The sequence below is a fragment of the Commensalibacter sp. ESL0382 genome (assembly GCF_009725775.1).
GTDB classification, from domain to species: Bacteria; Pseudomonadota; Alphaproteobacteria; order Acetobacterales; family Acetobacteraceae; genus Commensalibacter; species Commensalibacter melissae.
In genome coordinates, this window is record NZ_WNII01000008.1 from 38,000 (window position 1) to 63,538 (window position 25,539).

At 34.1% G+C, this 25,539-nt stretch carries 20 protein-coding genes, 1 pseudogene and 1 riboswitch; of the genes and pseudogenes, 16 read left to right on the plus strand and 5 right to left on the minus strand.

Annotated elements, in window-relative coordinates:
• Nucleotides 1-33: 33 nt before the first annotated feature.
• From GM552_RS02290 to GM552_RS02315, 6 genes are all read left to right on the plus strand, one after another.
• On the plus strand, nucleotides 34-1,944 hold the full coding sequence (locus GM552_RS02290) for a hypothetical protein (protein WP_155565095.1): 1,911 nt from the start codon (nucleotides 34-36) through the stop codon (nucleotides 1,942-1,944).
• Between the two features lie 158 nt (nucleotides 1,945-2,102).
• Nucleotides 2,103-4,220 carry an FUSC family protein gene (locus GM552_RS02295; protein ID WP_155565096.1) on the plus strand — a complete coding sequence of 706 codons (2,118 nt, stop codon included), beginning with the start codon at nucleotides 2,103-2,105 and terminating at the stop codon, nucleotides 4,218-4,220.
• A 115-nt stretch (nucleotides 4,221-4,335) separates the two neighbouring features.
• Nucleotides 4,336-6,516 (plus strand): FUSC family protein, encoded by a 2,181-nt coding sequence (locus GM552_RS02300; protein ID WP_155565097.1) that lies wholly within the window; start codon nucleotides 4,336-4,338, stop codon nucleotides 6,514-6,516.
• 42 nt (nucleotides 6,517-6,558) lie between these two features.
• Nucleotides 6,559-6,651, plus strand: a riboswitch (TPP riboswitch).
• Nucleotides 6,643-9,054: a TonB-dependent receptor gene (locus tag GM552_RS02305; protein WP_155565098.1), complete on the plus strand. Its 2,412-nt coding sequence runs from the start codon at nucleotides 6,643-6,645 to the stop codon at nucleotides 9,052-9,054. (Overlaps the previous riboswitch by 9 nt.)
• A 14-nt stretch (nucleotides 9,055-9,068) precedes the next feature.
• A complete protein-coding gene (locus tag GM552_RS02310; RefSeq protein WP_230882731.1) occupies nucleotides 9,069-9,995 on the plus strand; it encodes an ABC transporter substrate-binding protein in 927 nt (308 codons plus the stop codon).
• Nucleotides 9,996-10,108: 113 nt separating this feature from the next.
• Complete coding sequence (locus tag GM552_RS02315; protein WP_155565099.1) at nucleotides 10,109-10,774, plus strand: DUF805 domain-containing protein; 666 nt, start codon at nucleotides 10,109-10,111, stop codon at nucleotides 10,772-10,774.
• A 1,043-nt stretch (nucleotides 10,775-11,817) separates the two neighbouring features.
• Here GM552_RS02315 and GM552_RS02320 read toward each other — a convergent pair.
• On the minus strand, nucleotides 11,818-12,051 hold the full coding sequence (locus tag GM552_RS02320) for a hypothetical protein (RefSeq protein ID WP_155565100.1): 234 nt from the start codon (nucleotides 12,049-12,051) through the stop codon (nucleotides 11,818-11,820).
• A gap of 641 nt (nucleotides 12,052-12,692) precedes the next feature.
• Between GM552_RS02320 and GM552_RS08865 the strand changes: the two genes are divergently transcribed.
• The 5 genes from GM552_RS08865 to GM552_RS02345 all read left to right on the plus strand — a co-directional run bounded on the left by GM552_RS08865 (nucleotide 12,693) and on the right by GM552_RS02345 (nucleotide 19,984).
• Nucleotides 12,693-12,836: an antitoxin gene (locus GM552_RS08865; protein WP_196424211.1), complete on the plus strand. Its 144-nt coding sequence runs from the start codon at nucleotides 12,693-12,695 to the stop codon at nucleotides 12,834-12,836.
• Nucleotides 12,837-12,918: 82 nt separating this feature from the next.
• A complete protein-coding gene (locus GM552_RS02330) occupies nucleotides 12,919-13,317 on the plus strand; it encodes a type II toxin-antitoxin system VapC family toxin (protein WP_196424212.1) in 399 nt (132 codons plus the stop codon).
• A 90-nt stretch (nucleotides 13,318-13,407) separates the two neighbouring features.
• Nucleotides 13,408-15,411, plus strand: a complete 2,004-nt coding sequence (locus GM552_RS02335) for a class I SAM-dependent DNA methyltransferase (protein WP_155565101.1) — start codon at nucleotides 13,408-13,410, stop codon at nucleotides 15,409-15,411.
• Nucleotides 15,411-16,706: a restriction endonuclease subunit S gene (locus GM552_RS02340; protein ID WP_155565102.1), complete on the plus strand. Its 1,296-nt coding sequence runs from the start codon at nucleotides 15,411-15,413 to the stop codon at nucleotides 16,704-16,706. The genes GM552_RS02335 and GM552_RS02340 overlap by 1 nt, the downstream gene beginning before the upstream one ends.
• A complete protein-coding gene (locus GM552_RS02345; RefSeq protein ID WP_155565103.1) occupies nucleotides 16,703-19,984 on the plus strand; it encodes a type I restriction endonuclease subunit R in 3,282 nt (1,093 codons plus the stop codon). Before GM552_RS02340 ends, GM552_RS02345 begins: the two co-directional genes overlap by 4 nt.
• 74 nt (nucleotides 19,985-20,058) lie before the next feature.
• Here GM552_RS02345 and GM552_RS02350 read toward each other — a convergent pair whose 3' ends face one another.
• Together GM552_RS02350 and GM552_RS02355 are read right to left on the minus strand one after the other, a co-directional pair.
• Nucleotides 20,059-20,322 carry a Txe/YoeB family addiction module toxin gene (locus GM552_RS02350; protein ID WP_347400830.1) on the minus strand — a complete coding sequence of 88 codons (264 nt, stop codon included), beginning with the start codon at nucleotides 20,320-20,322 and terminating at the stop codon, nucleotides 20,059-20,061.
• Nucleotides 20,288-20,560, minus strand: a complete 273-nt coding sequence (locus GM552_RS02355) for a type II toxin-antitoxin system RelB/DinJ family antitoxin (protein ID WP_370533583.1) — start codon at nucleotides 20,558-20,560, stop codon at nucleotides 20,288-20,290. Before GM552_RS02355 ends, GM552_RS02350 begins: the two co-directional genes overlap by 35 nt.
• 383 nt (nucleotides 20,561-20,943) lie before the next feature.
• On the opposite strand from GM552_RS02355, the pseudogene GM552_RS09025 reads away from it, so the two are divergent.
• Nucleotides 20,944-21,088 (plus strand): annotated as a pseudogene (locus GM552_RS09025) (DDE-type integrase/transposase/recombinase); the annotation flags it as partial.
• Nucleotides 21,089-21,097: 9 nt separating this feature from the next.
• Entirely contained in the window at nucleotides 21,098-21,217 is a 120-nt protein-coding gene (locus GM552_RS09090; protein ID WP_408869346.1) for a hypothetical protein, read from the plus strand.
• Between the two features lie 325 nt (nucleotides 21,218-21,542).
• Here GM552_RS09090 and GM552_RS02360 read toward each other — a convergent pair whose 3' ends face one another.
• Entirely contained in the window at nucleotides 21,543-22,457 is a 915-nt protein-coding gene (locus GM552_RS02360; RefSeq protein ID WP_155565105.1) for a bifunctional enoyl-CoA hydratase/phosphate acetyltransferase, read from the minus strand.
• 3 nt (nucleotides 22,458-22,460) lie between these two features.
• On the minus strand, nucleotides 22,461-22,982 hold the full coding sequence (locus GM552_RS02365; RefSeq protein WP_155565106.1) for a DUF721 domain-containing protein: 522 nt from the start codon (nucleotides 22,980-22,982) through the stop codon (nucleotides 22,461-22,463).
• Between the two features lie 3 nt (nucleotides 22,983-22,985).
• Between GM552_RS02365 and mutY the strand changes: the two genes are divergently transcribed.
• From mutY to GM552_RS02380, 3 genes are all read left to right on the plus strand, one after another.
• Complete coding sequence (gene mutY / locus GM552_RS02370) at nucleotides 22,986-24,047, plus strand: A/G-specific adenine glycosylase (RefSeq protein ID WP_155565107.1); 1,062 nt, start codon at nucleotides 22,986-22,988, stop codon at nucleotides 24,045-24,047.
• Nucleotides 24,048-24,072: 25 nt separating this feature from the next.
• On the plus strand, nucleotides 24,073-25,074 hold the full coding sequence (gene hemH, locus GM552_RS02375) for a ferrochelatase (protein ID WP_155565108.1): 1,002 nt from the start codon (nucleotides 24,073-24,075) through the stop codon (nucleotides 25,072-25,074).
• A 63-nt stretch (nucleotides 25,075-25,137) separates the two neighbouring features.
• Nucleotides 25,138-25,539, plus strand: a complete 402-nt coding sequence (locus GM552_RS02380) for a POTRA domain-containing protein (protein WP_155565109.1) — start codon at nucleotides 25,138-25,140, stop codon at nucleotides 25,537-25,539.

Genomic DNA, 25,539 nt, shown 5'->3' on the forward strand with positions numbered 1-25,539 from the left:
AGAGTAAATAAAATTATTTGAATGGTATAATTTATGTTTATTGTTTCCAATCTTTTATTTTTAATGATTATTACCATAATTTTACTGTTTTACAGTTATGTTGTCGGATATCCATTTGCCAGAAAAGTAAATAAATACGGATCTTTTGAATTATCTTTCCCTTTGGGTATCGCTATTTTGGGAGTAACTGCATTATGGATCAATAATTTATTTAATATTGGAACATTTCAGGCCGCTATAATATTTTTATTTCCTCTTGTTTTGACGTTTTGGATCAATAAACCGAGTATTGAGTGTTATAAAAAAGGTTTTTCTGACAAACCGATTATTATTTTACCTCTGATTTTGTCATTTATAGCAGTATCAGGTGTTTTTATCAAAATAAATGGATCTGATGTTGGGATTTCTACACCCTTATTTGACCATATTAAAATAGCCTTGGTTAATTCAATTGTTAGGGATGGCTTTCCTATAATAAATCCTTTCTGTATTGATCCATCTGCAGGGGAATTATTTCATTATTATTATCTTTTTTATTTATTGTCAGCAAATATTGTTGTATTTTTCCATTGTTCAGGTTTAAATGCCGATATTATTCTTGCTTTTATTTCTGCATTTATTTCTATATTTACTTGTTTCTATTTATTAAGTGAATTATTTTCGAAATCTATTAATAAAAAAAAAGGTCAATACTTATTTTGTTTCTTTTTATTTTCTGGTTCGATTGTTCCTTTTGTCGATTTATTGACTGGTTATGAACTTTTTAAAATTCTATCAAATGTTCATCCCCTAGAATCATGGATTGTTCAAGCCGCTTGGGTGCCACAACATCTCTTGGCTGCATCATGTTCAATTCTGGCCTTATTTTTAATTGGCGCAAGAAATTTAAATAATAAAATAATTTTATTTTCAATTATTATTTTGGTTGGTGCCGGATTCAGCTTTTCGGTATGGGTTGGGGGGCTTACATTTGCCGTAACATCATTAATGATTTTTGTTGAACAAATAGTTGGGAAAAAAAATAAAAAAAATGTGTTAATTAACTGGTTATGGCTGGTTCTGGGGTCTTTTATAATCATTTTACCGATTATGTATAATGTCATTACCGTCCCTGTAAGGGAATCCGGTTTTCCAATACGTATATTTATATATAATTCATCAGTTTATAAACAGTTTATAGATTTTATTTTCTTTTTCACTGGGGCAATGATTTTATGGTTTCCGGTAATAATAATTGGATTATATTGTTTGATATTTGAGATTTTATTAAAAAGAATAAAGATTGATCCATCTTTTAGGGTAATATTATCTATCTGTTTAGGGTCAATTTTTGTTTCTTTATTCATTCACAGTAGTATATATAATGACGATTTGGGTTGGCGTGCAATTTTATTATTTGTTTTGACAGGAACAACGATTGTCACTTTTTATGTCAATGAATATTGTTCCAGTTTCAAAAAAGCAATTTTTATATTTATTGCTCTAATTGGTATTATTGAACCATTAAATTTCAGTAAAATGTTGATATTCGGTGCGGATTATTATAGACCCAGACCAAGTTTAAAAGAATTAAACAAAATAACTCACCAAACCCATAAACAGGACAGATTACTAGTTAATATTCATCAAAACGAGACTTTTGAACCATGGGGGGGCAATCTATTGCCACCTGTAATGGTTAACAGAAAATTTTGTTTTCAAAATATTAGCTATGTCAAAACTTTTGGGCCTAACTGGGGTGACAAGGTTGAATTGATGGATCATGCGATCAGACAGTTTTATAACGGTAAGGCCAATGATAAGGATCTGGCCTTGATTAAACAGTTTCAGTGTAATGCAATAATTGTTACACGTTATGATCCGGTTTGGAGCTATATGCCTTATACAGATTTAACCAGTGTTTATTCTGATAAAAATTTGAGAATTTATAATTTTAATCGGTGAGGGAATATTTTTAAAGTTAAATCATGATGTATTTTTCCTATCATAACAAAGTCAAGTAAATGTTATCATGGCGTTTATGAATATTTAATTGATGCTATTTGTCCTGATCTCTGATATATCCCTTTTCTAAAGCTGTATATTGAAGATCAGGCATTCAGATGCGTCTTAGCGATTTTACATTACCGTCATTTAGCTGGTTATTTGCCCCACAAAAAACAGCCTTGATATTTGCGCTTAGAACCATCATTGCCTCTTATATTGTATTGGTCATTGCCCTATGGATGGAATTGGATAGTCCGCGTTGGGCAATTATGGCCGTATGGATCGTAGCCCAGAATTCATCCCGTGGGGAAATCCTTTCCAAAGCTTATTGGATCATTACCGGAAATGTCATTGGTATTATCATGGCATTGGTTATTGCAGGCTGTTTTCCACAACAGCCTTTTATTTTTGAAATTTCAGTTGCCATTTGGGTATCATTTTGTTGCTGGATTGGCAGTTGCACAAGAAATTTCAGGGCTCTGGGTATGGTGATGGCAGGATATAGTTGTGCCATTGTTTTATATGGTGCCGTTGATAATTTAAATAATGTTTTCATGCTCGCAATGGCAAGGGGAAGTTATTTTATTTTGGGCATACTCGCAGAAAATTTTACCGCTCGCCTATTTGATCTCAATTTGCATCATCAGGCCCATAGAAAATTGACAGAGGATTTACAATTGTCAATTGAAGAGGCTGTTAAATCCGTTATTAATATGATGAACGGAGATGATTGGGCGGTTCAACGATCAGATCAATTTTTGGCATCCGTTATTTCATTAAATAATAATATTGAGTTTCGTGAAAAGGAGATGCAGGGTACAGGTCATACAGGGGATCATGCCAGGGCTGTATTATCTTCAGTTTTGAGTTTGATTATCAAAGCTTCGGGTTTATCCATTTTAATGAAACAGACAGAAGGGAAAAATTTACAATTTTCAAGCATTTTACCCCTTACACAAATCTATTTGCAGGAACTGCTAAATCATCTTAAGTCGGGTGTTTCCATTGATGCATCCTTAAAAGCTTTGAATTCACTAAGATGGGAATGCCGACAACGTATTGCTGATAGTTTTTACCGTGTACTAAAAGAAAAAAAAATTTCGGATGATGAATATGCAGAAAAAACTTTAAATGATCGTATATTATATCAAGGTTTACGTGAAATTTTGGCAGAATTAGAAGTTACTCTGAAAGAATTTGCTAAAAGTCGAGATATGACCTTGAAAGACCATTTTCGTTTTATTGTCAAAAATAGTTATGATTTCAAAAGGGCTTGGAGAAATGCGATCAGGGCTTTTGTGGCAATAACATTTGGTTGTATTGCCTGGGAAATTACTGGTTGGAGCTACGGTCCGCTTTTTCTTGCATTTTTATGTATGGGATGTGCACGGTTCTGTATATTTGAGAATGCTTCGCTTGCCTGTAAGGGTTGGTTCAAGGGGGCGTGTTGGGCTATATTTGGCGGATTTATTTATAATTTTCTTTTCTTGCCTATCATTACGAGTATAGAGGTTCTCTATTTTGTGCTTTTGATCCCGTTCATGATCGGGGGGTTAGCAATGGCGGTGCCAAAATATGCTGCGATCGCTTCGGCATGCATGTTTTTTTTCTGTTATATGATTGGATTTACTAATGTTGGTAGAATGGATGAAATAACCTTTTTTAATGATTCAATGGCCATTTTCATGAGTGGATTATTCGCCTTTACCGCATATCGGTTGGTTTTTCCTTACCAACCTCGTAAATTGAGGTTTCAGTTAAGACAGAAATTGCTGCATGGTATGCATCATTTGGCGAATGCTATTGTTGTTCCATTACCTAGAGAGTGGATTAGTTATGTAATTGAAGCTTTTGTCGTGTTAATGCGTCAGCTTGATGAGGACCGAAATACGACACTGGTGCAAACCTATCGTCATGGAACGATGGCCGTGACATTGATTGGTGTCAATATCATTCGGTTGAGAGCGATGGCTGCCCATGACATCATGACGGAAGATATTAAAAATATTCTAAAAGTTGTTTTAAGACGTATTGCGAAATTTGATGGCCGTCATGCCAAATATGGTCCACATGCAAGAACTGTTGTGATTGCCCATCGTGCCATTTCTAGGTTTCGGGAAAGGGAAAGTCATGAAAAAAATCTGGCAATCCGTATAGAAATCAGTGCCGCTATTTCTTCCCTAATAATTATTTCATATGCCTTGGACAAAAATGGATCTTTCTTACGGTTGTAGCTATTGAACATTATCAAATTGCCAGTAATCCCTTTTCATTTTTCAAAAAAAAGAATAGTTTGGAAACTGTCATCATATTTATGTGATTAAAAAATAAAAAGGTTTTTGTGATTAGGTGATCGGATCCGCCAATGTGCCGTGGTATAAAAAATATTCATGGTCCAGAAAAAATTTCTTAGAAAATTACCGTTGGATTTATGCCCCAGGCTGGTCAGCATTTATTTTTGCCCTTAGAACTACCATTGCTTCTTTTTTGGCATTGGCAATCGCTTTGTGGCTAGAATTGGATAGTCCAAAATGGGCTCCCATGACAGTTTGGGTTTGTGCAAGGAACACATCACGTGGGGAAACGATATCAAAGGCATATTGGCGTGGTGTTGGAACCGTTTTTGGAGCTATTGCTGCTGTTGTTTTTGTTGCGGTTTTTCCTCAACAGCCATGGTTATTTAACATTACAGTTGCCTCGTTTGTCGCCCTTTGTGTTTGGTGTGGAACATGCATGCAGAGTTTCAAGGCGTATGCCATGGTTTTATCAGGTTATACCTGTGCGATAATTGCCTTTAGTTCCATAAACGATCCACATGGAACATTTATGATGGCAATGGCCAGAACCACTTATATTCTTCTCGGGGTTTGGTGTGATAGTTTCGTGGGTCGTTTTTTTGATGTTAATATCGATAAAAATGCTCGGACCCAATTAAACAATAATCTTAAATTTGCAATCTGTGAAACGATTCAGTCTGTTGTCAATATGCTGTCAAAAGATGAAAAGATGGTTCTGCATTCACAGGAATTGCTGACTTCGGTTATAAGTTTTGATAATTCAATTGAATTCAGGCAGATTGAAATGAATGGTAATGATCATACAGGGGATCATGCACATGCGGCTTTATTTTCAGTGACAGCTGTTTTGGCGCGAAGTATGGGTCTATCCATACGAATGCAGCATTTCAAGAATGTAACAGCTGACTTTGCCAGTATCATTCCCAATGTTCAGGAATGTTTAAAAAGAATTTTAGATTCCATTGAAAATGATCATGATTTTAATTTGGACCAATCTTATTTGAATAAACTGAGATGGGAATGTCGACAGCATATTACAGATAGTTTTTACAAGAAAATTGATACTGAAACTCCCGATAAGGGGGCAAAACAGAGGGAAATTGTTTTTAACGACCGTATTCTTTTTCGTAAGTTAAGTGAATTACTGGGTGAGATAGAAGTTACTTTAGAGGAATATCATAAAAGCAGTCATCCTATTAAAAATGATCATTTTAAGTTTCATGTTTCTGCACCTTTAAATTTTGATCTGGCTTGGAAAAATGGTTTGCGAACTTTTGTTGCAATGATATCTGCCAGTTTGATGTGGTATATGACAGGCTGGAATATGGGGGGAACCATGGTCTCCCTGACTGGAATGGGATGTGCACGTTTCTGTTTGTTTGAAAATCCTGCCCAAGTTACTTTTGGATGGTTTAAAGGTACATTTTGGGCTTTATTGGCAGGAAGTGTTTTGACGCTTTATCTCATTCCACCGTTGGGAAATTTCGAATCTCTTTGTATGGCACTTTTTATTCCTACAATGTTGGGTGGATTGGGAATTGCCAATTTGAAAACGCTTCCTGTATCCGCTTCCTATGCCGCATATTTACCCTATATGTTGCAGCTGGATAACCAGGTCAGGTTGAATGAATCAACATTTTTCAATAATTCCCTAGCTTTGCTAATGGGGATATTTTTCGCGATTGCTTCTTTCCGAATAATATACCCCTATAGTCCTCTTAAAACCCGTTTGCATTTACGGCAAATGCTATTGAAAAAAATGCACGCACTCGCTTCTGTATCTTTTTATAAAAGAAGTCCCCGGATATGGCTTTTTCAAACAGCCGCTTTGTTGGTTAATATGGTACGACAGTTGAGTGGTGAGTCCAATACAAAATTGATTCATGCATATAGCCAGGGTACTGTGGCAGTGATGATGATCGGATTGAATATACTTCGTTTGCACTCCATGATCGATCATGATGTTGTGACTGAAGATATAAAGATCTTATTGAGAATTGTTTTAAGACGTATCTCCAAATATAGCGGTAAATATGGTCGGACAGTCGCGGTTTGTCATGCGGTTGTAAAAAGATTGAGAGAGCGTGAAAAAAGTGAAAAAAATCTCGCCCTTCGTATGGAGATTATTGCCGCCGTATCTTGTTTGACTGTCATTGCTGATTCCTTAGATAAAAACAAGGCTTTTCTGGATGTAACCCATCCTTTCCTGCTAAAAGAGGATAGTGTCATATAAAAGACTTGTAATTAATTAAAAAATTGATAAAAATCATTTTGTTATAAATCACCGGGGTGTCCGTTAGGGGCTGAGAATAAACCCGTAGAACCTGATCTGGGTCATGCCAGCGAAGGGAGGAACTTAATGCGATCAATTTTATTTGCTTTTGTACGTTATCTTTTACTGTTAATACCTATTTTGGGGAAGTTTCCCTCTATTCAGGCAAAAGATATTCATATCACTCAATCTCAACCAGAAACTCATTCGATAACGCGACAGGAAATGCAGTCTGATCCTGGTGAGCAGATTATAGTCAAGGGAACTTTCCGTGGTTATCCTTCTGCCAATGGATATATTGGTAAGCAAGCTGGTGGGGGATTGATTAGACCAGAAGATTCCGTTCGATCCCTTAGTACCGTTTCTTCGGATTTTATTCATAAACAGGCACCCACGTCCAATGTTTACAATCTTATAAGTCTATTGCCAGGTGCAAATGTGTCGGGATCGGACCCTTTCGGACTTGCCACACAAACGGACATGACGGTAAGGGGAATGACTTCTGATTCTATAGGATATGTTCTAGAGGGAATGCCCTTAAATGATGTGTCCGATGGCGGTGGCTATTTGAATCAGTTTGTTGATATGGAAAATCTTGAATCGGTAGGTTTAAGTCAGGGAAGCCCCGATCTTGACAGTCCTGTTTTTAATGCTGCCGGTGGCATTGTCAACATCAAGTTTCGTGAACCATCTGATCATCTGGGTGGAATGACCCAGTTTTCATATGGTTCTTATCATACGGGTAAGATTTTTGCCCGTATGGATACCGGAAAAATTGGCAAAACGGGTATTAAGGGTTTTATTTCCTATTCTTATACGGATGGGGACAATTGGCGTGGAGCCGGATATGACCATCGTCAACATGTTGATTTTAAATTTACCAAAGAATGGGGGAGTGACAATCGGGTTTCATTGCTTGGTAACTGGAACCGCTCTTTGATGAGCAGCTATTATACGCCCACTAAGCATGAATGGAAAATGAACGGAATAAAAAACGGTAATAATTATTCAGGCACATGGTATCATAATGGAATAGACAATAGTAATTACTGGAAATTATATCAGCAAACCTTTCAGCAAATTTATCTTGCAACTCCTGGACAATTCACGCTGACAGATAAATTGCAATTTACAGTAACTCCCTATTTTCAATATGGTTATGGAAATACGCCATATGGAGCTATGCTTTCCGATCGTGGATTATGGCAGGGTACTCTTCCTGTGGAAGGGAGCATTTCCATTCCAGGGGCTGTTGACGGTCAGGGAATGGTTATGGGAGATTGGTTCCAGCGAACTTATCGTTCAGGTTTTACTCCAGAATTACATTTAAGATTAAAACATCATCATTTATACTTGGGATATTGGTATGATTATTCAGACAACTTGATAAATGAACCTTTTACGCCAGTATCAGAAAATGGCAAACCATGGGACTTGTGGGGGGGGAAAGGCAAGACGATCCGTTTACCAGACGGTCAACCACTTTATGCAAGGGATACAAGTATAATTACGCAAGTAAATGCGGTATTTATCGGGGATCGCATGAATTTTCTTCATAACAAATTGCATATTGATGTGGGATTTAAGCAAGTTATGCTATCACAGGCTGGATATAATCGCATTCCAGGACCTCAATATCGTACCGGTAACAATGTTGCCAAACCATTGCCCAGAATTGGCATGGTTTATCAATTTACAAAGGAACATCAGCTTTTTGTCAGCGCAAGTACAAATTTTTCTGTTCCCCATCAATCAACGTTGTTTGATACCTATGATCCAAATTCTGGAACATTGACAAAGAAGGGGACAAATTATTTGAAAACAGAATATTCTATCGAGGAAGAGATTGGCTATCGCTATAATGGTCCACGATTGGTTGGTTCCGTTACATTTTTTAACTATAATTATACCAATCGCATGATCAAAACAGTTTTACGACAAAACAATGCCTGGATAGGATCTTCAATTAATGCGGGTGGACAGACCTCACGTGGAATAGATGCTGAATTAGGATTGAAACCCTGGCATCATTTTAGTCCCTATATATCAGGGGAGTATTTAAATGCAACCATGGATAATGATTTTAAAACACGTGGAGATTATTTGCCTACCAGGGGAAAAAAAGCGGTAAGAAGTCCATCCTGGCAGTTTGCAATAGGGCTAACCTATGATGATGGACATTTTTTTGCCAATGGAAATATGAAAATGGTAGGCAAGCAATATGCCACCTTCATGAATGATGAAGCAATGGGTTCTTATGCAACTGGCAATCTTGCACTTGGATACCGTTTTGATTCTATTTCTTTTGCAAAATATCCAGAAATCAGGCTTAATTTTATAAATATAACTGATCAAAAACATCTGTCAGGAATAGGTACTCCAACATCGAATGCTCATAATACGGTTGGAAAAAATGGGACTGTAATCAAGGGTTCATCACCTTATTATAACATTGGTGGAGGATTTGCCACAATGTTAACGCTAACGTCCGCTTTATGAAAGTCAGGATGATGATGAGAATTTCAAGAATATTTATCTTTTTTGCGATTTTGTGTTCCATTTCCCAGGTAAAGGCAGAGGATAAAGTCACCGTAATTTTGGACTGGTTTCTCAATGCAAGTCATGAATCTTTGCTGGCTGCTCAATATAGTGGAGCTTTCAAACGTTACAATCTCCAGGTTGAGATGATCTCACCCGCTGATCCTGGTACACCACCAAGATTGGTAGCTGCGGGACAGGCAGATATTGCGATCTCCTATCCTATTCAATTGGGTATGATGATTGACCATCATATTCCGTTAATACGAATTGGATCTCTTTTAAATCAGCCCTTAAATACATTGATTACCTCGCGGAATATCAAGACCTTACAGGATTTAAAAGGAAAAAAAATCGGTGTTTCCGTTGCCGGGGATGATCATACGATTTTGAAAACAATGTTGGAAAAGACAAACGTTCAGTTATCCGATGTACAGATCATCAACGTTAATTTTCAGCTAGAACAGGCATTAATGACTGGGGCAGTTGACGCAGTTATCGGTGCATCACGGAACTATGAAGTGATTGATCTTGAACAGAAGCATTATCAATTCAATATTTATAATCCAGAAGATTATGGTGTTCCAATTTATGATGAAATGATTTTTGTAACTCGTCCTGAACTTGTAAAAGATTCACGAATTATCCGTTTCATGCAGGCCTTAAAAGAGGGGAATGTATATTTGAAAAGCCATTCTCTAGAAGTGTTTAACAAGACAATTAAAGATCATCCTGAATTGAATACGCCCTTAAATAAAACCGCTTGGAATGTGACCCTAAATTTATTACCGACAGATCCAGTTATCTATGATAAAGCAAAATATCAACAATTTCTTGATTTTTTGTGGAATAAAAAGGTTATCAAGCATCCTGTACAAATTTCATCATTTACAGCTTATTGATAAATGGTAATAATCTTAATAATTTTTTAAATATATTGAAAGTAACATGGAAGTCAAATAATATCAAAATTATAATAAAATTTATTTAAGTTCGAAATTTTAGAAAGATTATTATGCAGGGTCAATTACTAAATTATATAGTGCAAGATAATAAAGGCTATATTGTTGGAGATAATGGTCAACGTTACCAATTTTCTGGAAATGAATGGAAAGAAAATCGTATTCCAACAAAAGGGGAGCGTCTAGATTTTGAGGTTGATGCCTCAGGACAAGCTAAATCAGTTTTCTTCGCTCTTGATAGTCAGAATGGTTCAAGTCATGAACAAAATAGTGATCAATTCGATCCAAACATGCATGAATTATATCAAACAGAGTCAACTTATAATATGTTTCAATGGTTCTGGAAATGCTTAAGAAATCTTTTTAATTTTTCTGGAAGGGCAAGAAGAAAAGAATATTGGTTTTATATGTTGATTTTGTTTTTATTAACTATTTTTACTAATGTTTTTGTACTTCTGGTTGTTGGTTTTATGGTTGGAAATCTTGATGACTATACAATGAGCATATTGACAAATATTACAAGTTCATTACTAGTCATTGTTTTTATAATCCCCTCATTCGCAGTAACCGTTCGACGTATGCATGATATAAATCATTCGGGTTGGTGGCTTCTAATAAGTTTTGTTCCCATTATTGGTTCAATATTATTTTTAATATGGATGTTGAAAAATACCAAATTTGAAAGAAACAAATGGGGATCACCTGCTAAATCCAGATAGATGATAATTTTTATGAAATTCGTATAATCATTAAATTTGGTATAGAATTTGAAATTCATATACTATTACGGTTAAAATCCGTAATAGTATAATTTAAAAAATAAAGGTTAACAATAAATCCTGACATGTAATATAATACTAAATTTTTTGTTATTTCTACCTTAATAATTCATAAAATTTATCAGATCTTTGCAAATAACTTGAACATGTTTGATATAATGAATGGAATTATTCTTGATTTAACTATTCATTAATTAATTTAGATATTTGAACCATTAGGATTTTCAATAGGAACAAGAAAACAAATATGCTTGTTCCAAAGCACCAACACCAATATCAAGACACTTACTTTTGGCTGGATAATAATTTTCTTACCATTTTTTTTCAGAAATTGGTAACATTGGTCATTATTTTCTATACAAGAATTTATATTTTTTGAAAAGCAATATTAAAGTTGTCTGCCTTGGTTTAAAATTATCATAAAAAATATTAATCGTCTCTAGCGAAAGATTTAATAGATTTCTGTTAATGTTAAATTTTAAAACATTAAAACAAAAAAAAGACATTAACACTTTATAGTATTATATATTTCTTTAATAACATATAACTAATAACATCATATAATGAACTAATATTATCCAAATAAACCAAGCCCTCTAGCACTTAAAAAATCTTTAGGAAAACCTCTTTTAATCCCTAAATCCTTATTCATCCTCTTTCTTGCTTCTGGACCAATATTTCTTGTTGTGTTTGACCTTCTATCTCCAGGAATAATTCCTTGTTAGATAGCATCTCTATCTCTACCGTAAATATCGATATAATTTGGATGACAATCTTTAAGGAAATAACTTAACGTTGGATGTTTTTTAGTATCTGCAAGATGAACTGTTCTCTCATTAATAACGATTATTTTTTCTAAAAATAATTTTATTTAAAAAAACATCATTTTCATATCCCTCTGGAATATGCATTGCCCAATGAACATGGAAATGATACTCATCAATATCATCACAACTTTCTCCATTAATACAGTTCTCAAAAACTTAAGCAAAAGTGGGTTCAATAGCTTCTTTATGTTTGGATGAAAATAATAACCATCGAGTAAGTTGCCTTTTAAGCCTAAGAAAAGCATCATTAGTCTGTAATGATAAAATATCTGCCTCACTAAAATTAATCGTAATAAAATGATTTAAAGGTAAGCGAATATATTTTGCAACCTCAGCTATATAATAAAAGGTTTGGGCACTCTTCTTACCAATATAAGCGGTAGTCTTCATATAAATTATATTTTTTTATCATAATAATTTTCATTAATTTCCTTTCAAATGCATAAAATCACACAAACTAAATACAAAACGAGTGTAAACGCATGGATCTGGTCAATTTATTTATTTAATTAATTATTCGGGTAATGTTTTAATCTTTATAGCCATAATACTGAACGCTGATAATCGTCTGTTCAGTAAAAAATCAAACCAAATTTATGGCTGATTAATATTTATGTATTATATCGATAAAATATATAAAAATAAATAATTTATTAAAAATAAATGATAGAAAATTACTTAACAAATTCATTATTTATGGTAATAGTTACGATTTGTATTTATAGAATATAGTCTATAATTTAATTAACTTTATAAAGTACTATTTAATAAAATTAATCTATAAATACCCATTTTATTAGTCATAGATTTGCCCTAGAATATTGTTAAATACTTTTCTTGTTAAAATTACCTACAGGAAAATATTATCACACATCAGAGATGCTTTCTGAAGGCTTTATGTGCGTGTTTGAAAAATCAAGGAAAAATCAATAAATAAAACCCTCTCATTATGAATGAGGTTTTTTATTAGTTGTAAGTAGAATGTTACTTATAATATAAATTATTGATATATATCATGGAGGATTAATAATATGCAGATAGCAAAAATATTTCAAAATGGAAGAAGTCAAGCTGTTAGACTGTCTGAAGAATTCCGGTTTAATGAAGATGAAGTCATCGTAAAAGCATTTGGAAATGGTGTATTGTTATCACCAAATATAATCCGTGGCTATTAATGCAGGAAGCTGTCAATGAGTTTGAAAGGGATTTCCAATTAATAAGAGAACCTCAAGAAGATCAAACTCGTGAGGATTTAAAGTGATTTATTTACTAGATACCAATATTTGTATTTATATTATTATTAATAATAAGCCACCTTATGTCTTTGAGAAGTTTAGGAAGTTTCAATTAGGACAGTTTGGAATTTCCAGTATTACGGCTTCAGAGCTAGCTTTTGGTGTTGAGAAATCTGGATCACAAAGAAATAAACAGGCTTTTAATAAGTTTTTAGTACCTTTAGAGATATTTCCTTATGATGAGCAATTTATTGGATATTACGCCGAATTAAGACATCAGTTAGAATCAAAAGGAAAAATTATCGTGAGTTTGGATATGTTAATTGCTGCTCATGCTCTAGCATTGAATGTAATGTTGGTTACCAATAATGTGAAAGAGTTTAAAAGAGTAAAAGGTTTAACTGTAGAAAACTGTATATGATTATTCCAAACGGATAAATTAAATTACAATATTCTTAATAAGTTAATATTTTAAACACAAAATTAATTTTCATTATATATGGTTATAAAAATGTCTTCTATACAAAATGGTTCTGATACGACATTAGCAAGTTTTATCTGGAAAAATGCTGATGATCTTTGGGGAGATTTCTCTCACACAGAGTTTGGAAGGATCATTTTACCATTAACCGTATTAAGACGGTTAGAATGTGTTTTAGAACCCACAAAAGACGCTGTTCTTAACAGTTATGACCAATTTAAAGATCAAGGGTTAAATATGGATGATATTTTAACAAATGTCAGTGGCAATCCATTTTTTAATCTTTCTAATTATAATCTTTCTAATTTGGGGGGAACCAATACTAAAGCCAATCTGGAGGATTATATTGCTAAATTCTCTGATAATGTTCGTATCATCTTTGAACAATTTGATTTTTCAACAACCATTAATAAACTATCAAAACAAAATTTACTTTTTCGTATTTGCAATAATTTCGCGGCAATAGACTTGCATCCAAATGTTGTTTCTGATCGCACGATGAGTAATGTCTACGAACATTTGATCGCAAGATTTGGTGCCGAAGTCGGAACTGGGTCAGAAGATTTTATGACCCCTCGTGATATTGTCCATCTAGCAGCAACGTTACTGTTGGATCCTGACAATGAATTGTTTGAGCAAAAACAGGGATTAATTCGCACTATTTATGACCAAACCTGTGGAACAGGTGGGTTTTTAACAGATATGATGAATTATGTAGAAGGTTATAAGGATCGTTATGAGGTTGCTCCTGTATTAATTCCTTATGGTCAAGAGATACAACCAGAAACCCATGCTGTGGCACTTGGATCAATGTTATTAAAAAAACTTGAGACTGATCCCAGTCGTGACCTGTCAAAAAACATTAAATTAGGAAGCACGTTAAGTAACGATCAATTCTCGGGACAGCATTTTCATTATCAATGTTCTAACCCTCCTTTTGGAATGAGCTGGGCAAAAGATGCCAATCTTGTTCAACAAGAGCATGATGAAAAAGGATTATTAGGTCGTTTTGGTGCAGGATTGCCTAAAATCAGCGATGGTTCGATGCTATTCCTACAAAACCTTATTTCTAAGTTGGAATTACCCAATAATGGTGGGGGAAGAGGGGCAATTGTTTTATCTGGGTCACCTTTATTTAATGGGGGTGCAGGTTCTGGTGAATCAGAAATAAGACGCTTTATTTTAGAGAATGATTTATTAGAAGCAATCATTGCCTTGCCTACGAATATTTTCTTTAGAACAGGAATTGGCACCTATATTTGGTTAATCTCAAACCGCAAATCTGAACAACGTAAAGGAAAAGTTCAACTGATTGATGCCACCAATATGGGGGCTTCTATGCGTAAGAATGAGGGGAATAAGAATAAATTTATTGATCAAAATGCAATTGATGATATTACAAGGATTTATGCTGACTTTGAAGAAAGTCCTGTCAGCAAGATTTTTGATTATACTGATTTTGGGTATCGTAAGGTCAAGGTTCTAAGACCCTTACGTATTGATTTACAATTTGATAAGGAAAAACTTGCATTATTTAAAGAAAGTAAAGATTACGGAAAACTTTCTGATGAGGATCAAAAACAACTTTCCGCTTATATTGAACAACAATTTGGTCAAAGTAAAGATTACCTTTGGTTTGAGAATGAGTTTTTAAAGAAGATCCCCGTCAAGAAAGTCAATAAAGGGCTTAAAAACGCTTTGATTGCTGCTTTTGGTGTAAAAAATCCTGAGGCTGAGATCATAGAAATTAACAATATTGTGCAAATGGATAATGATTTAACAGATTATGAAAATATTCCATTAAAACAAGATATCCAAGCCTATATGGAAAAAGAAGTGTTACCCCATGCACCCGATGCTGTGATTGATACAAGCTATATTGATAGCAAGGATAATCAAGTGGGCGTAGTGGGTTATGAGATCAACTTTAATCGTTATTTCTATGTGTTTGAACAACCAAGACATCCCAATGACATCATGGCTGAAATTAAAGAGCTTTCGACAGAAGTGGCAAAACTGTTGGGAAAGATTTAATGGCACAATTCAAAGCCTATCCAAAATATAAAGATAGTGGTGTCGAATGGTTGGGCGAAGTGCCTGAGCATTGGAAAATATCTAATATTAAAAGAAGCACATATTTAAAAGGACGTGTTGGTTGGAAAGGATTAACTTCTAATGAATTTGAGGTTAATTCTTTTGCGTATCTAGTAACAGGTACAGATTTTAAACAAAAATATGTAAATTGGTCTAGTTGTTATCAAATAAATGAAAGTCGTTATGAAGATGACCCTTATATTCAATTAAAAAATGGGGATTTACTAATGACAAAAGATGGAACTATTGGGAAATTAGCAATAGTAAAAAATCTTAATAAATCAGCATGTTTGAATAGTGGAATTTTTTTAATAAGGCCTGAAAAATATTATTTAACAGAATTTATGTATTGGGTCTTAAACAGTAATGCCTTTAATCTTTTTTTTGTAATGAATACTATAGGATCTACAATACTTCATTTATATCAAAATGTATTTGAAAGGTTTGTTTTTTCATATCCAAACTTTAAAGAGCAAGAAAGAATAGTTTCTTACCTTAACCTAGAAACAGCCAAGATTGATGCCTTGATTGCCAAGCAAGAGAAGTTAATTGAACTATTGGAAGAACAGCGTAAATCTGTTATTTCTCATGCCGTGACTAAAGGGCTAGATCCTAATGCACCCATGAAAAATAGTGGTATAGAGTGGCTAGGAGAAGTACCCGAGCATTGGGAGGAACGAAAAATAAAGTTTGTTTCTAAATTGATCAATAAAAAAACATCTAATAAAATCAATCCTGTTGCGTTAGAGAATATTGAAGGTTGGACGAGTAAATTTATCGAGACAGAGCTTGGTTACGAAGGTGATGCCGTTTGCTTTAAAGAAAATGATATTTTATTTGGTAAATTAAGACCTTATTTAGCTAAAGTATTTTTAGCGCACAATAATGGTGAGGCAGTTGGTGATATATATGTTTTAAGACCTAATAGTCTAATTGTTCCTGAATTTCTTAAATTTTTAATGATTTCAAATAAATTTATTGATTATGTTAATAGCTCAACTAATGGAACAAAAATGCCTAGAGCAAATTGGGATTTTATTGGTTCAATTATTTTCTTTTTACCTCAAATAGATGAACAGCTCTCCATTGTTAACGAAATATTTTTAAAGAATGAGCAAATAGAAATTACTATTATCAAACAAAAACGTTTAATCGAGAAATTAAAGGAATATCGTGCTTCAGTTATTTCTCATGCGGTAACAGGTAAAATTGATGTAAGGGAGTTGGTGGCATGAGTATGTTCTCAGATCAAGATCATTACGAAAAACATCTTGAAAGCTATATTGTCAATAAACTGCAAGCAAATGGTTGGGTTGTTGGTCAAAGCAATCACTATCATATGGAGTATGCACTTTATCCAGAGGATTTATTTGCATGGATCAAAGCAAGCCAACCCCAAAAATGGCAAAAACTATCTGACTTAAATGGTGTAAATACTGAAAAGGTCATTTTAGATCGTTTGGATACAGAGTTAAATGCAAAAGGCACAATGAAAGTTTTTCGTGAGGGATTTAAGATTGCAGGGGCAGGAACCATTGACATCAGCGAAAGTGCCCCTGAGGATCAGCGTAACCAAACCGTAATTGATAAATACCAGGCCAATATTTTGCGGGTTGTGCCACAGTTAAAATACCATCCCTCAAAAGATTCAGGAATTTTAGATCTTGTTTTCTTTATTAACGGCTTACCAATGGCAACGGTTGAGATTAAAACAGAGTTTAATCAAACCATAGAGGATGCGATTTGGCAGTACAAGAATGATCGTCAGCCCATTGATCCCAAAACAAAACGTAAAGAACCGTTACTTACCAAAGGACGCGGCGCAATTGTTCATTTTGCTTTAACAGAATCTTTAATCTTTATGACCACAGAATTATGTGGAGAAAGCACATTTTTCTTACCTTTTAATAGAGGTAATCATGGTCATGCAGGCAACCAACCAGCAATGACGGATAAAGGTGAAGATTATCCCATCGCTTATTTCTGGGATTATATTCTCAAAAGGGACTATTGGTTAAGTATATTTCATCATTTTGTTTACATTGAAACGAAGAATAAAGTTGATTTATTTAATAATTGGAAAAAGCAGGAACGGTTAATTTTTCCTCGGTATCATCAGTTTGATGCGGTCAATAAAATAATTGCTGATATTAAACAAAATGGTGTTGGATTAAACTATTTATGTGAGCATAGTGCAGGTTCTGGGAAAACTTCAACAATATCTTGGTTATGTCATTCGCTTATTCGTCTGCGTGAAAAGAATGGAACCCCTTTTTATAATTCAGTGATTGTTGTTACTGATAGAACAGTTCTTGATAATCAATTACAAGAGGCTATTCAACAAATTGACCATCAATATGGCTTAATTGCAGCAATTAATCGAGACAGTAAAGAACAGGCAGGAAAGTCTAAAAGCAAACAGCTTGAAGAAGCGTTATTATCAGATAAACCGATTATTATTGTCACTATCCAAACTTTCCCCCACGTTATGGAAGCCATTTTAACAAACACAAGTTTGAGTGATCGTAACTATGGCATTGTGATTGATGAAGCGCATACCTCACAAACAGGGGCAACCGCATCAAAATTACAAGCAACGCTTGCCCTTAAATCTGAAAAGGATATGGAATCTTTAACGATTGAAGAATTATTAGAGAAAATCCAACAATCCAGAGTGCAATCTAAATCTATTAGTCATTTTGCATTTACAGCAACGCCCAAACATTCTACCAAAATGTTATTTGGTCGCACTAAAAATGGTCAGCCAGCAACAGACACAAATCTTCCTCAATCATTTCATTTATATACACAGCGTCAAGCTATTGAAGAAGGGTTTATCTTAGACGTACTAAAAGGATATGTTTCTTATCAAACAGCATATCGACTAGGAGGGGATGCCATTGATGATGATAAACGTATTGATAGTAAAGCTGCAAAAAAAGCCCTTGCAAAATGGATGAGCTTACATGCGACGAATGTAACGCAAAAAGTAAAATTTATCATTGAACATTTTCATAATAATGTTGCAAATCTATTAAATGGGCAAGCAAAAGCAATGATTGTGACAAGCTCACGTCCAGCAGCAGCACGGTATAAACTCGCTTTAGATAAATATATCCAAGATAATCCAGAATATAGTCAATATCATGTGTTGGTTGCGTTTTCTGGTAGTTTAACAGGAAAGCAAATTAGTCATGATGATGATGGGGAAGTGCAAGGTGGAGAAATTTTTAATATAGGGGAAGATGCAGAATTTACAGAAGCAAGTATGAATCTCAATATTCCTAATTCAGATTTAAGAGTTACTTTTGATCGTCCTGAATATCGCTTGATGGTTGTTGCAAATAAATTTCAAACAGGCTTTGATCAACCAAAACTCTGTGCCATGTATCTTGATAAGAAAATTGCAAATGAAGTTGAGGTGGTTCAGACTTTATCCCGTTTAAATCGCACAACAACAGGTAAGGATCAAATCTATATCATAGATTTTGTTAATGATGCTGAGTGGATAGAAAAGTGTTTTAAAAAATATGATAGTGGGGCAGAAATACTTAATATCCAAGATCCAAATATTGTTTACACAATTAAGGATCACTTGGATGAGGTTAATCTTTATACCAAAGACGATCTAGAAAAATTTAAAATTGCACGGTTTAAAACAATAAAAGATATTAATAACAATAATTTTTCTGCCATTAAACATCCTGATTTATTTAAATCGACAGATCATATTGTACGTTTATATAATGAAAGACTGAAAAAACTTAAAGAAGATATAGCTTTTTTAAGGGATGAGTTTGACAATGCTGTTAAAGAGGGCAATAAGGATAGTGCTGATAAAGCGGAGTTCGAACGAAAATCATTAGATGTAGAGTTGCAAAAGTTAACAGATTTCAAAAGTAACTTAGGTAAATTTGGACGTATTTATACTTACGTTGCTCAGTTAATTGATTTTGGTGATCCTGCATTAGAAAACTTTGCAGCCTTTAGTAAATTAGTTGCTAAACGTTTAAATGGTCTTGGAGTGCAAGAGGTTGATATCTCAGGATTAGTGTTAACAGGGTATGGTATTTTTAAAAATACAAAAGAAGATCCTACGGAAGATGAAAAAGATCAATCTTCACCATTGGTGCCGATCATATCGAATAACAATAAAGAAAAGCAACCTTCAAATCTGATATACCTGAAAGAAATTATAGATAAAATTTCTGCTATTTTTGGAGATATATCAACAAGCGCAGAGCATATTATTTTTATCAACCATTTAATCTCTATTGTGCGTAAAGATAGTGTTGTAATGGCTCAAATTAAAAATAATAGCGAAGAGACAGCATTAAAAGGTAATTTACAAACCTCTGTAAAGAATGCTGTTTTTACAGCATTTATATCTCATCAACAAGCTGCCTCATTATTGTTAAAAGATAAACAGGCTATGAGTGATTTTACCAAGTTATTATATTCATTATTGAAAGATGATAAAAACTTAAATCTAAAAGATTTAAATATATTATAAAACAAAGTCACAATTTTATAATTAATTGACGATGCTATAAATCCATCGTCTTATTTATTGTTGATAAAACAATATTATGTATCATAATAGTGCCCTTTACATTGGATGATCTGACATTGATTATCAATAATTTGATACACTAGTCTATGTTTATCATTAATACGACAGCTCCAATATCCTGATAAATTATTCTTGAGAGCTTCTGGCTTTTCTATGTCTTTATATAGATGACGAAGTATATCTTTTAAAAGCTCATTAATTTTTTTAGTGATTTTCTTATCTTGAGTTTGCCAATCAATATATTCATTCCAACTTTGTGTCGTAAAAGCAAAATTTATTTTTCATAGCCTGTAAACCTTTTAATGATTTTTGAATAAGCTTACCTTTATTTAATTGTTGCATTGAATCCATCAAAGCTATTTTATTATGTGTCATATAAAATGGATCTAACTCAGGTTTAAAAGGTAATCTATGATTATGAACTATTTGCTTTAAAAACACTCTGACCGCTGTTGTAAAATCCATCCCTAAATCTTGTGCGATTTGTTGGGTTTGGTTTCTAAAATCATCATCTATTTAAATTTGTAAATTAGCCATTTTTATGTGCATGATAATTTCTTTTAAAGAACGTCTACTTAATTAAAAATAGGATTTAGTTTATAAACTATTTAATTAAACGAGTTTACGTAAATTCTTCATATCGTATAAGTTTTTAGATAACTCTCACTTACTATTTAATTGAGTATTGGTTGTTCCATAGACTTTTTTATCTTCACGTTTTCCCACGGCAATAACTAAAATTACTATTTCTGGTTATGTCGCAAATTTAGAGTATGGATTTTAATCTGTTATAGATATGAATTAAATATTCATGTTTAAGAACGATTTATGTCTATTGAATTAATAAGGAAGTTTATATTAAGATCTAAAGATGATTTTAAAGACCGTCATTTTAATAGGTTGATGAGACTTATATTAAAGTAAAAGGTCAGTGAAAGTATCTATACAGAGCTATTGATAAAGATGGCACTGCGATTGACTTTTTGCTAACTGCCAAGAGAATATATCAAAGCAGCTCAGCGTTTCTTTAGAAAAGCCTTTAAAGAAGATGGTCTGTTCGCTCCAACCCATATAGGCACAGATAAAGCATTAACTTTTCCAAAAACCATACAAATCATGAAGAATAAGAATATACTCCCTGATCACTGCTTTCATGAAACAAAGAAATCCTGACAACAGGGAATAGAAAATGATCATTTCAGATTAAAGAGGGTTATCCTAAAAAATGGGTTTTTCAGTCTTTCCATACGGCAAGAAAAACGCTCAGAGGATATGAGGCCATTCTCTGGATAAAAAAAGAATTGGGCTTTAAAGGAAAATGGATAATCAATGAACAAATAAATTTCATTCAAAATATGTTCGGATTAAATAATAAGATACCTGTCTAAGTCAGATCACTTTACGGATATCTACACCTTAAAATATTATTGGCGATAAAAATCTCTTGAATTAGGGATTATATTAGAAGGCAGCGATAAAACTGCCTTAGGAATTTTGATTAATGAGTTAAACTATGATGATAGGATAATTTTGCCATAGCACAGGAAACAAGACGACTATCCAAACTGCTGGCACGACTGGTTAAAATGATTGGGGCCTTCGCACCTAGTACTATTCCAGCACTGTCTGCCTGTCCAATGAATGATAGAGATTTGAAAAAAATGTTTCCTGCCTCTAGATTGGGAACAACCAGAATTTGGGCTTTTCCAGTTACGGGTGTATCAAGACCTTTCATCGCCGCTGCCTCAGGGCTGATGGCATTATCTAATGCAAGCGGTCCATCAAGAATACCATTAACAATTTGTTTTCGATCTGCCATTTTGCACAAGGCTGCGGCTTCAAGAGTAGAACTAATATCTGGATTTACCATTTCTATGGCTGAAAGAATTGCAACCTTGGGAACGCCATATCCTAAAGCATGATGCAGATCTATGGCATTTTGAATAATATGCATTTTAGTGACAAGATCCGGGGCAATATTAATGGCGGCATCTGTAATCATGTAAGGGGTATGCCAATTGGGACCATCCATTAGGAAAACATGGGTAATGCGTTTACCTGTTCTTAAACCGGCCTCTTTATTGATTACAGCTTTCAAGAGAATGTCCGTATGCAGACTGCCTTTCATCAATAAATGCGCTTTTTGCTCGCGAATTAATTTTACACTATGTGTGGCGGCCTCAGATTCTGAAGATGCCTCAATAATTTGATGGTTTTTCAGATCCAATCTATATTGTTCGGCGATAAGCTTGATTTGTTTTTTGGGACCAATAAAAATTGGGGTGAGTAAACCAAGTTTAAAGGCTTCAAGTCCTGATTCGATAGCGGTTGCTTCGCATGGATAACATACAGCACAATAAGGTGGGGATTTATCCTTTGCTTTTTCAATAATTTTTTGATGATGGTTATACATGGATCAATTTTTTCCTTTCTTTTTTATTTGTATGTGCCCCCCCAATCGTGACAGTGCGTTTTGCAGGGGACCAGGCGGTAATATCGGAATTTCTACAGGTTCCACCAAAGATGAATGATTTATAGATTTTGTCAAAGGGTAAGTGTTGTATCGTTGGTAAACAAATTTTAAACGAGCCACAATTTTCTGGCCAAAATAAAGATTGATTTTTTCAATAAGACGTTCAGAAAAATATTGAAGTTCGGTTGCTGTTGTATTAGAACATGCAATGGTTAACGTCCCGTTGGCTAAGTGACGTGGAGATGTTCTATTGCCGTATATAGGGCCGATAATATCGACCCAATTAATGCTGATCTGACTGTGGGCAAGGGATTTTTGGCGAAAAGCCTGTTTCGTAAGGCTATGAACAGTACCGCCAATTTGACTCATTGTAAAGGTGCGCCTGTCAGGATGTCGAGAATTCTGTTCTTTTGAAGTTTGTGATAAATTGCGTTTTTTTTGGTTTTGTTTGGGAATATTTGTCATTTTATGTCAAAACAGGGTTTTTGTGCGCAGTCATTATTAGAATGGTATGATCATAATCGGCGAGATCTTCCTTGGCGAGCAAAAAAAGATGAAAAACCAAATCCTTATTATGTGCTGTTAAGTGAAATTATGCTTCAGCAAACACAAGTTGCAACGGTTATTCCATATTTTTACCGTTTTATAGAACATTTTCCAACTATTAATATTCTGGCAGATGCAGATCGTGATACGGTCATGTCACTATGGACTGGACTGGGATATTATAGTCGAGCCAGGAATTTGCACCGTTGTGCTCAGGAAATTATGCGTAAAAATGGCGAGGTTCCTGATACGGTCAAGGAACTAAAGGCTTTATCAGGTGTTGGAAATTACACAGCGGCAGCGATAGCGTCAATTGCCTATAATGTTCCTGTAGTGCCAATTGATGGTAATGTCGAACGTCTGACAGCACGTTTATTTACTATTGACGCAGAGTTACCAAAAGCAAAAAAATATCTTGATGAAAAAGCTGGTCATTTAAATGATGATCTTATAGCTAAACAAAGAGCCGGTGATTTTTCCCAAGCGTTATTTGATGTGGGAGCAACAATTTGCAAACCAAAAAAACCTTCCTGTTTATCATGCCCTTTGTCTAGACAATGTTTGGGATATAAAAAGGGAATAGCTGAAACATTGCCAAGAAAGGTTGTAAAATCTTCAAGACCTGTAAGATATGGAATTGCTTTTTTTATTCAGGATCGGGAAGGCAGGATTTTATTTAGGAAACGTCCAGCAAAGGGATTGCTGGGCGGAACCTTGGAATTGCCAGGCACTCAATGGGATTTAAAGCCAATATCACTGGATAATGCAAAAGAAAGCGTTGGGGTGAAAGGATTATTTGAGGACAAAGGTTGTATTAAACATGTTTTTACACATTTTGTGCTTAAATTAAGACTTTATAAAAGAATAGAAAAAATTGATTTATCGTTTAGAAATCGAGATGAGTTATGGTATGATTTCGATGACATACAATTTCTTCCATTTTCTTCATTGATGAAAAAACTTGTTCAACTGGGCTTTGATTGATACATAAATACAGGTGGTTTTAAATATGCAAACTGTCGTAAGCCCGAAAAAAATTGGGATTTTATTGGTTAATCTGGGAACACCGGAAGCAGCGTCTTATGGCGCAATACGACGTTATTTATCAGAGTTTCTCTCGGATCGACGTGTTATAGAAATGAATCCTTTGATTTGGCAACCTATTTTACAGGGGATCATTCTAACAGTTCGACCATTCCGGATTGTAAAACCTTACCGAATGATTTGGGATAACCAAGAAAATAAAAGTCCATTAAGTGTGATTACAGAACGTCAAATTCAAAAGTTGCAATCACGGTTCAAGAACAAACCTGTATTAATTGATTGGGCAATGTCATATGGAAAACCATCCATTGAGCAAAAAATCAGTCATTTCTTAAAAAAACAATTTTATCATTTATTTCTCTTGCCCTTATACCCGCAATACAGTGCGACAACCACGGCAAGTGTCAATGATAAGCTATTTAGAATTTTGCAGAAATATCGCAAACAACCTGCAATACGCACGATGTTTTCGTTTGCGGATCATCCGGTTTATATTCAAGCTTTATATAAACAAATTGAAACGACCTTAAACTCATTATCCGAACAACCCGAACGTATAATTTTATCTTTTCATGGTCTGCCGCAAACCTATGTCGATAGAGGAGACCCCTATGAACAGGAATGTCAAAAGACCGCCACGGCATTGCGAAAAATGATGAATAAAGATGAGCGATATATGCCGTTGGTTTATCAGTCTCGTTTTGGGCCCGGCAAGTGGCTAGAACCTAATATCACTGATGTTATTAAAAAACTTGTCACGGAAGGTGTAAGAAATATAGCGGTTATGGCGCCTGGTTTTATAACAGATTGTCTTGAGACAATTGAAGAAATCGGTCATCAATATAAAGCTTTATTTTTAAAAGAAGGAGGTAAAAAATTCATTTATATTCCCTGTCTAAACGATGAGGAAATAGGAATTGATATGCTTGAGGGCTTGATTAATGAAGAATTGCGGGGGTGGATTTAAATATCTGATTATTTTGATGAAATATTGAAATAAATGATTTTAGCTTAAGGAATGAGAAAGATTATGCAAAATATATATAGAATACACAATAAATTTTATTATTTGTTTATTATAGGTTTCAGTTTTATTTTACCATCAACAAATGTTTCGGCTTTGGTTGAGCATCAGAAAACCCCTATAAAAACTATTTCTTCAATTGTATCTCACCCTGACAAATCAGATAACGACAATCCTGTTATAGATTCAATTTTATTAACCGGAAATAAAAAAATAAGTTCTGAAAAATTATTACATGTTATTCCACTTCATCAAAGAAGTAATGTAAATGAAACAAAAATGATGCAATCAATGTTTAAAATTGCGAAAGAATATAAAAAAGCAAATATAAAAGTAACAATAACCCCAATTATTGGTAAGGTTATTAATAATCATACATCTATTCAATTTGATATTCACGAAAAATAA

Excerpts from the sequence above, each read along its gene's own strand:
- GM552_RS02290 (WP_155565095.1), top strand. The coding sequence starts at position 34 with ATGTTTATTGTTTCCAATCTTTTATTTTTAATGATTATTACCATAATT.
- GM552_RS02295 (WP_155565096.1), top strand. The coding sequence starts at position 2,103 with ATGCGTCTTAGCGATTTTACATTACCGTCATTTAGCTGGTTATTTGCC.
- GM552_RS02305 (WP_155565098.1), top strand. The coding sequence starts at position 6,643 with ATGCGATCAATTTTATTTGCTTTTGTACGTTATCTTTTACTGTTAATA.
- GM552_RS02310 (WP_230882731.1), top strand. The coding sequence starts at position 9,069 with ATGAGAATTTCAAGAATATTTATCTTTTTTGCGATTTTGTGTTCCATT.
- GM552_RS02315 (WP_155565099.1), top strand. The coding sequence starts at position 10,109 with ATGCAGGGTCAATTACTAAATTATATAGTGCAAGATAATAAAGGCTAT.
- GM552_RS02320 (WP_155565100.1), bottom strand. The coding sequence starts at position 12,051 with ATGAAGACTACCGCTTATATTGGTAAGAAGAGTGCCCAAACCTTTTAT.
- GM552_RS08865 (WP_196424211.1), top strand. The coding sequence starts at position 12,693 with ATGCAGATAGCAAAAATATTTCAAAATGGAAGAAGTCAAGCTGTTAGA.
- GM552_RS02335 (WP_155565101.1), top strand. The coding sequence starts at position 13,408 with ATGTCTTCTATACAAAATGGTTCTGATACGACATTAGCAAGTTTTATC.
- GM552_RS02340 (WP_155565102.1), top strand. The coding sequence starts at position 15,411 with ATGGCACAATTCAAAGCCTATCCAAAATATAAAGATAGTGGTGTCGAA.
- GM552_RS02345 (WP_155565103.1), top strand. The coding sequence starts at position 16,703 with ATGAGTATGTTCTCAGATCAAGATCATTACGAAAAACATCTTGAAAGC.
- GM552_RS02360 (WP_155565105.1), bottom strand. The coding sequence starts at position 22,457 with ATGTATAACCATCATCAAAAAATTATTGAAAAAGCAAAGGATAAATCC.
- GM552_RS02365 (WP_155565106.1), bottom strand. The coding sequence starts at position 22,982 with ATGACAAATATTCCCAAACAAAACCAAAAAAAACGCAATTTATCACAA.
- mutY (WP_155565107.1), top strand. The coding sequence starts at position 22,986 with ATGTCAAAACAGGGTTTTTGTGCGCAGTCATTATTAGAATGGTATGAT.
- hemH (WP_155565108.1), top strand. The coding sequence starts at position 24,073 with ATGCAAACTGTCGTAAGCCCGAAAAAAATTGGGATTTTATTGGTTAAT.
- GM552_RS02380 (WP_155565109.1), top strand. The coding sequence starts at position 25,138 with ATGCAAAATATATATAGAATACACAATAAATTTTATTATTTGTTTATT.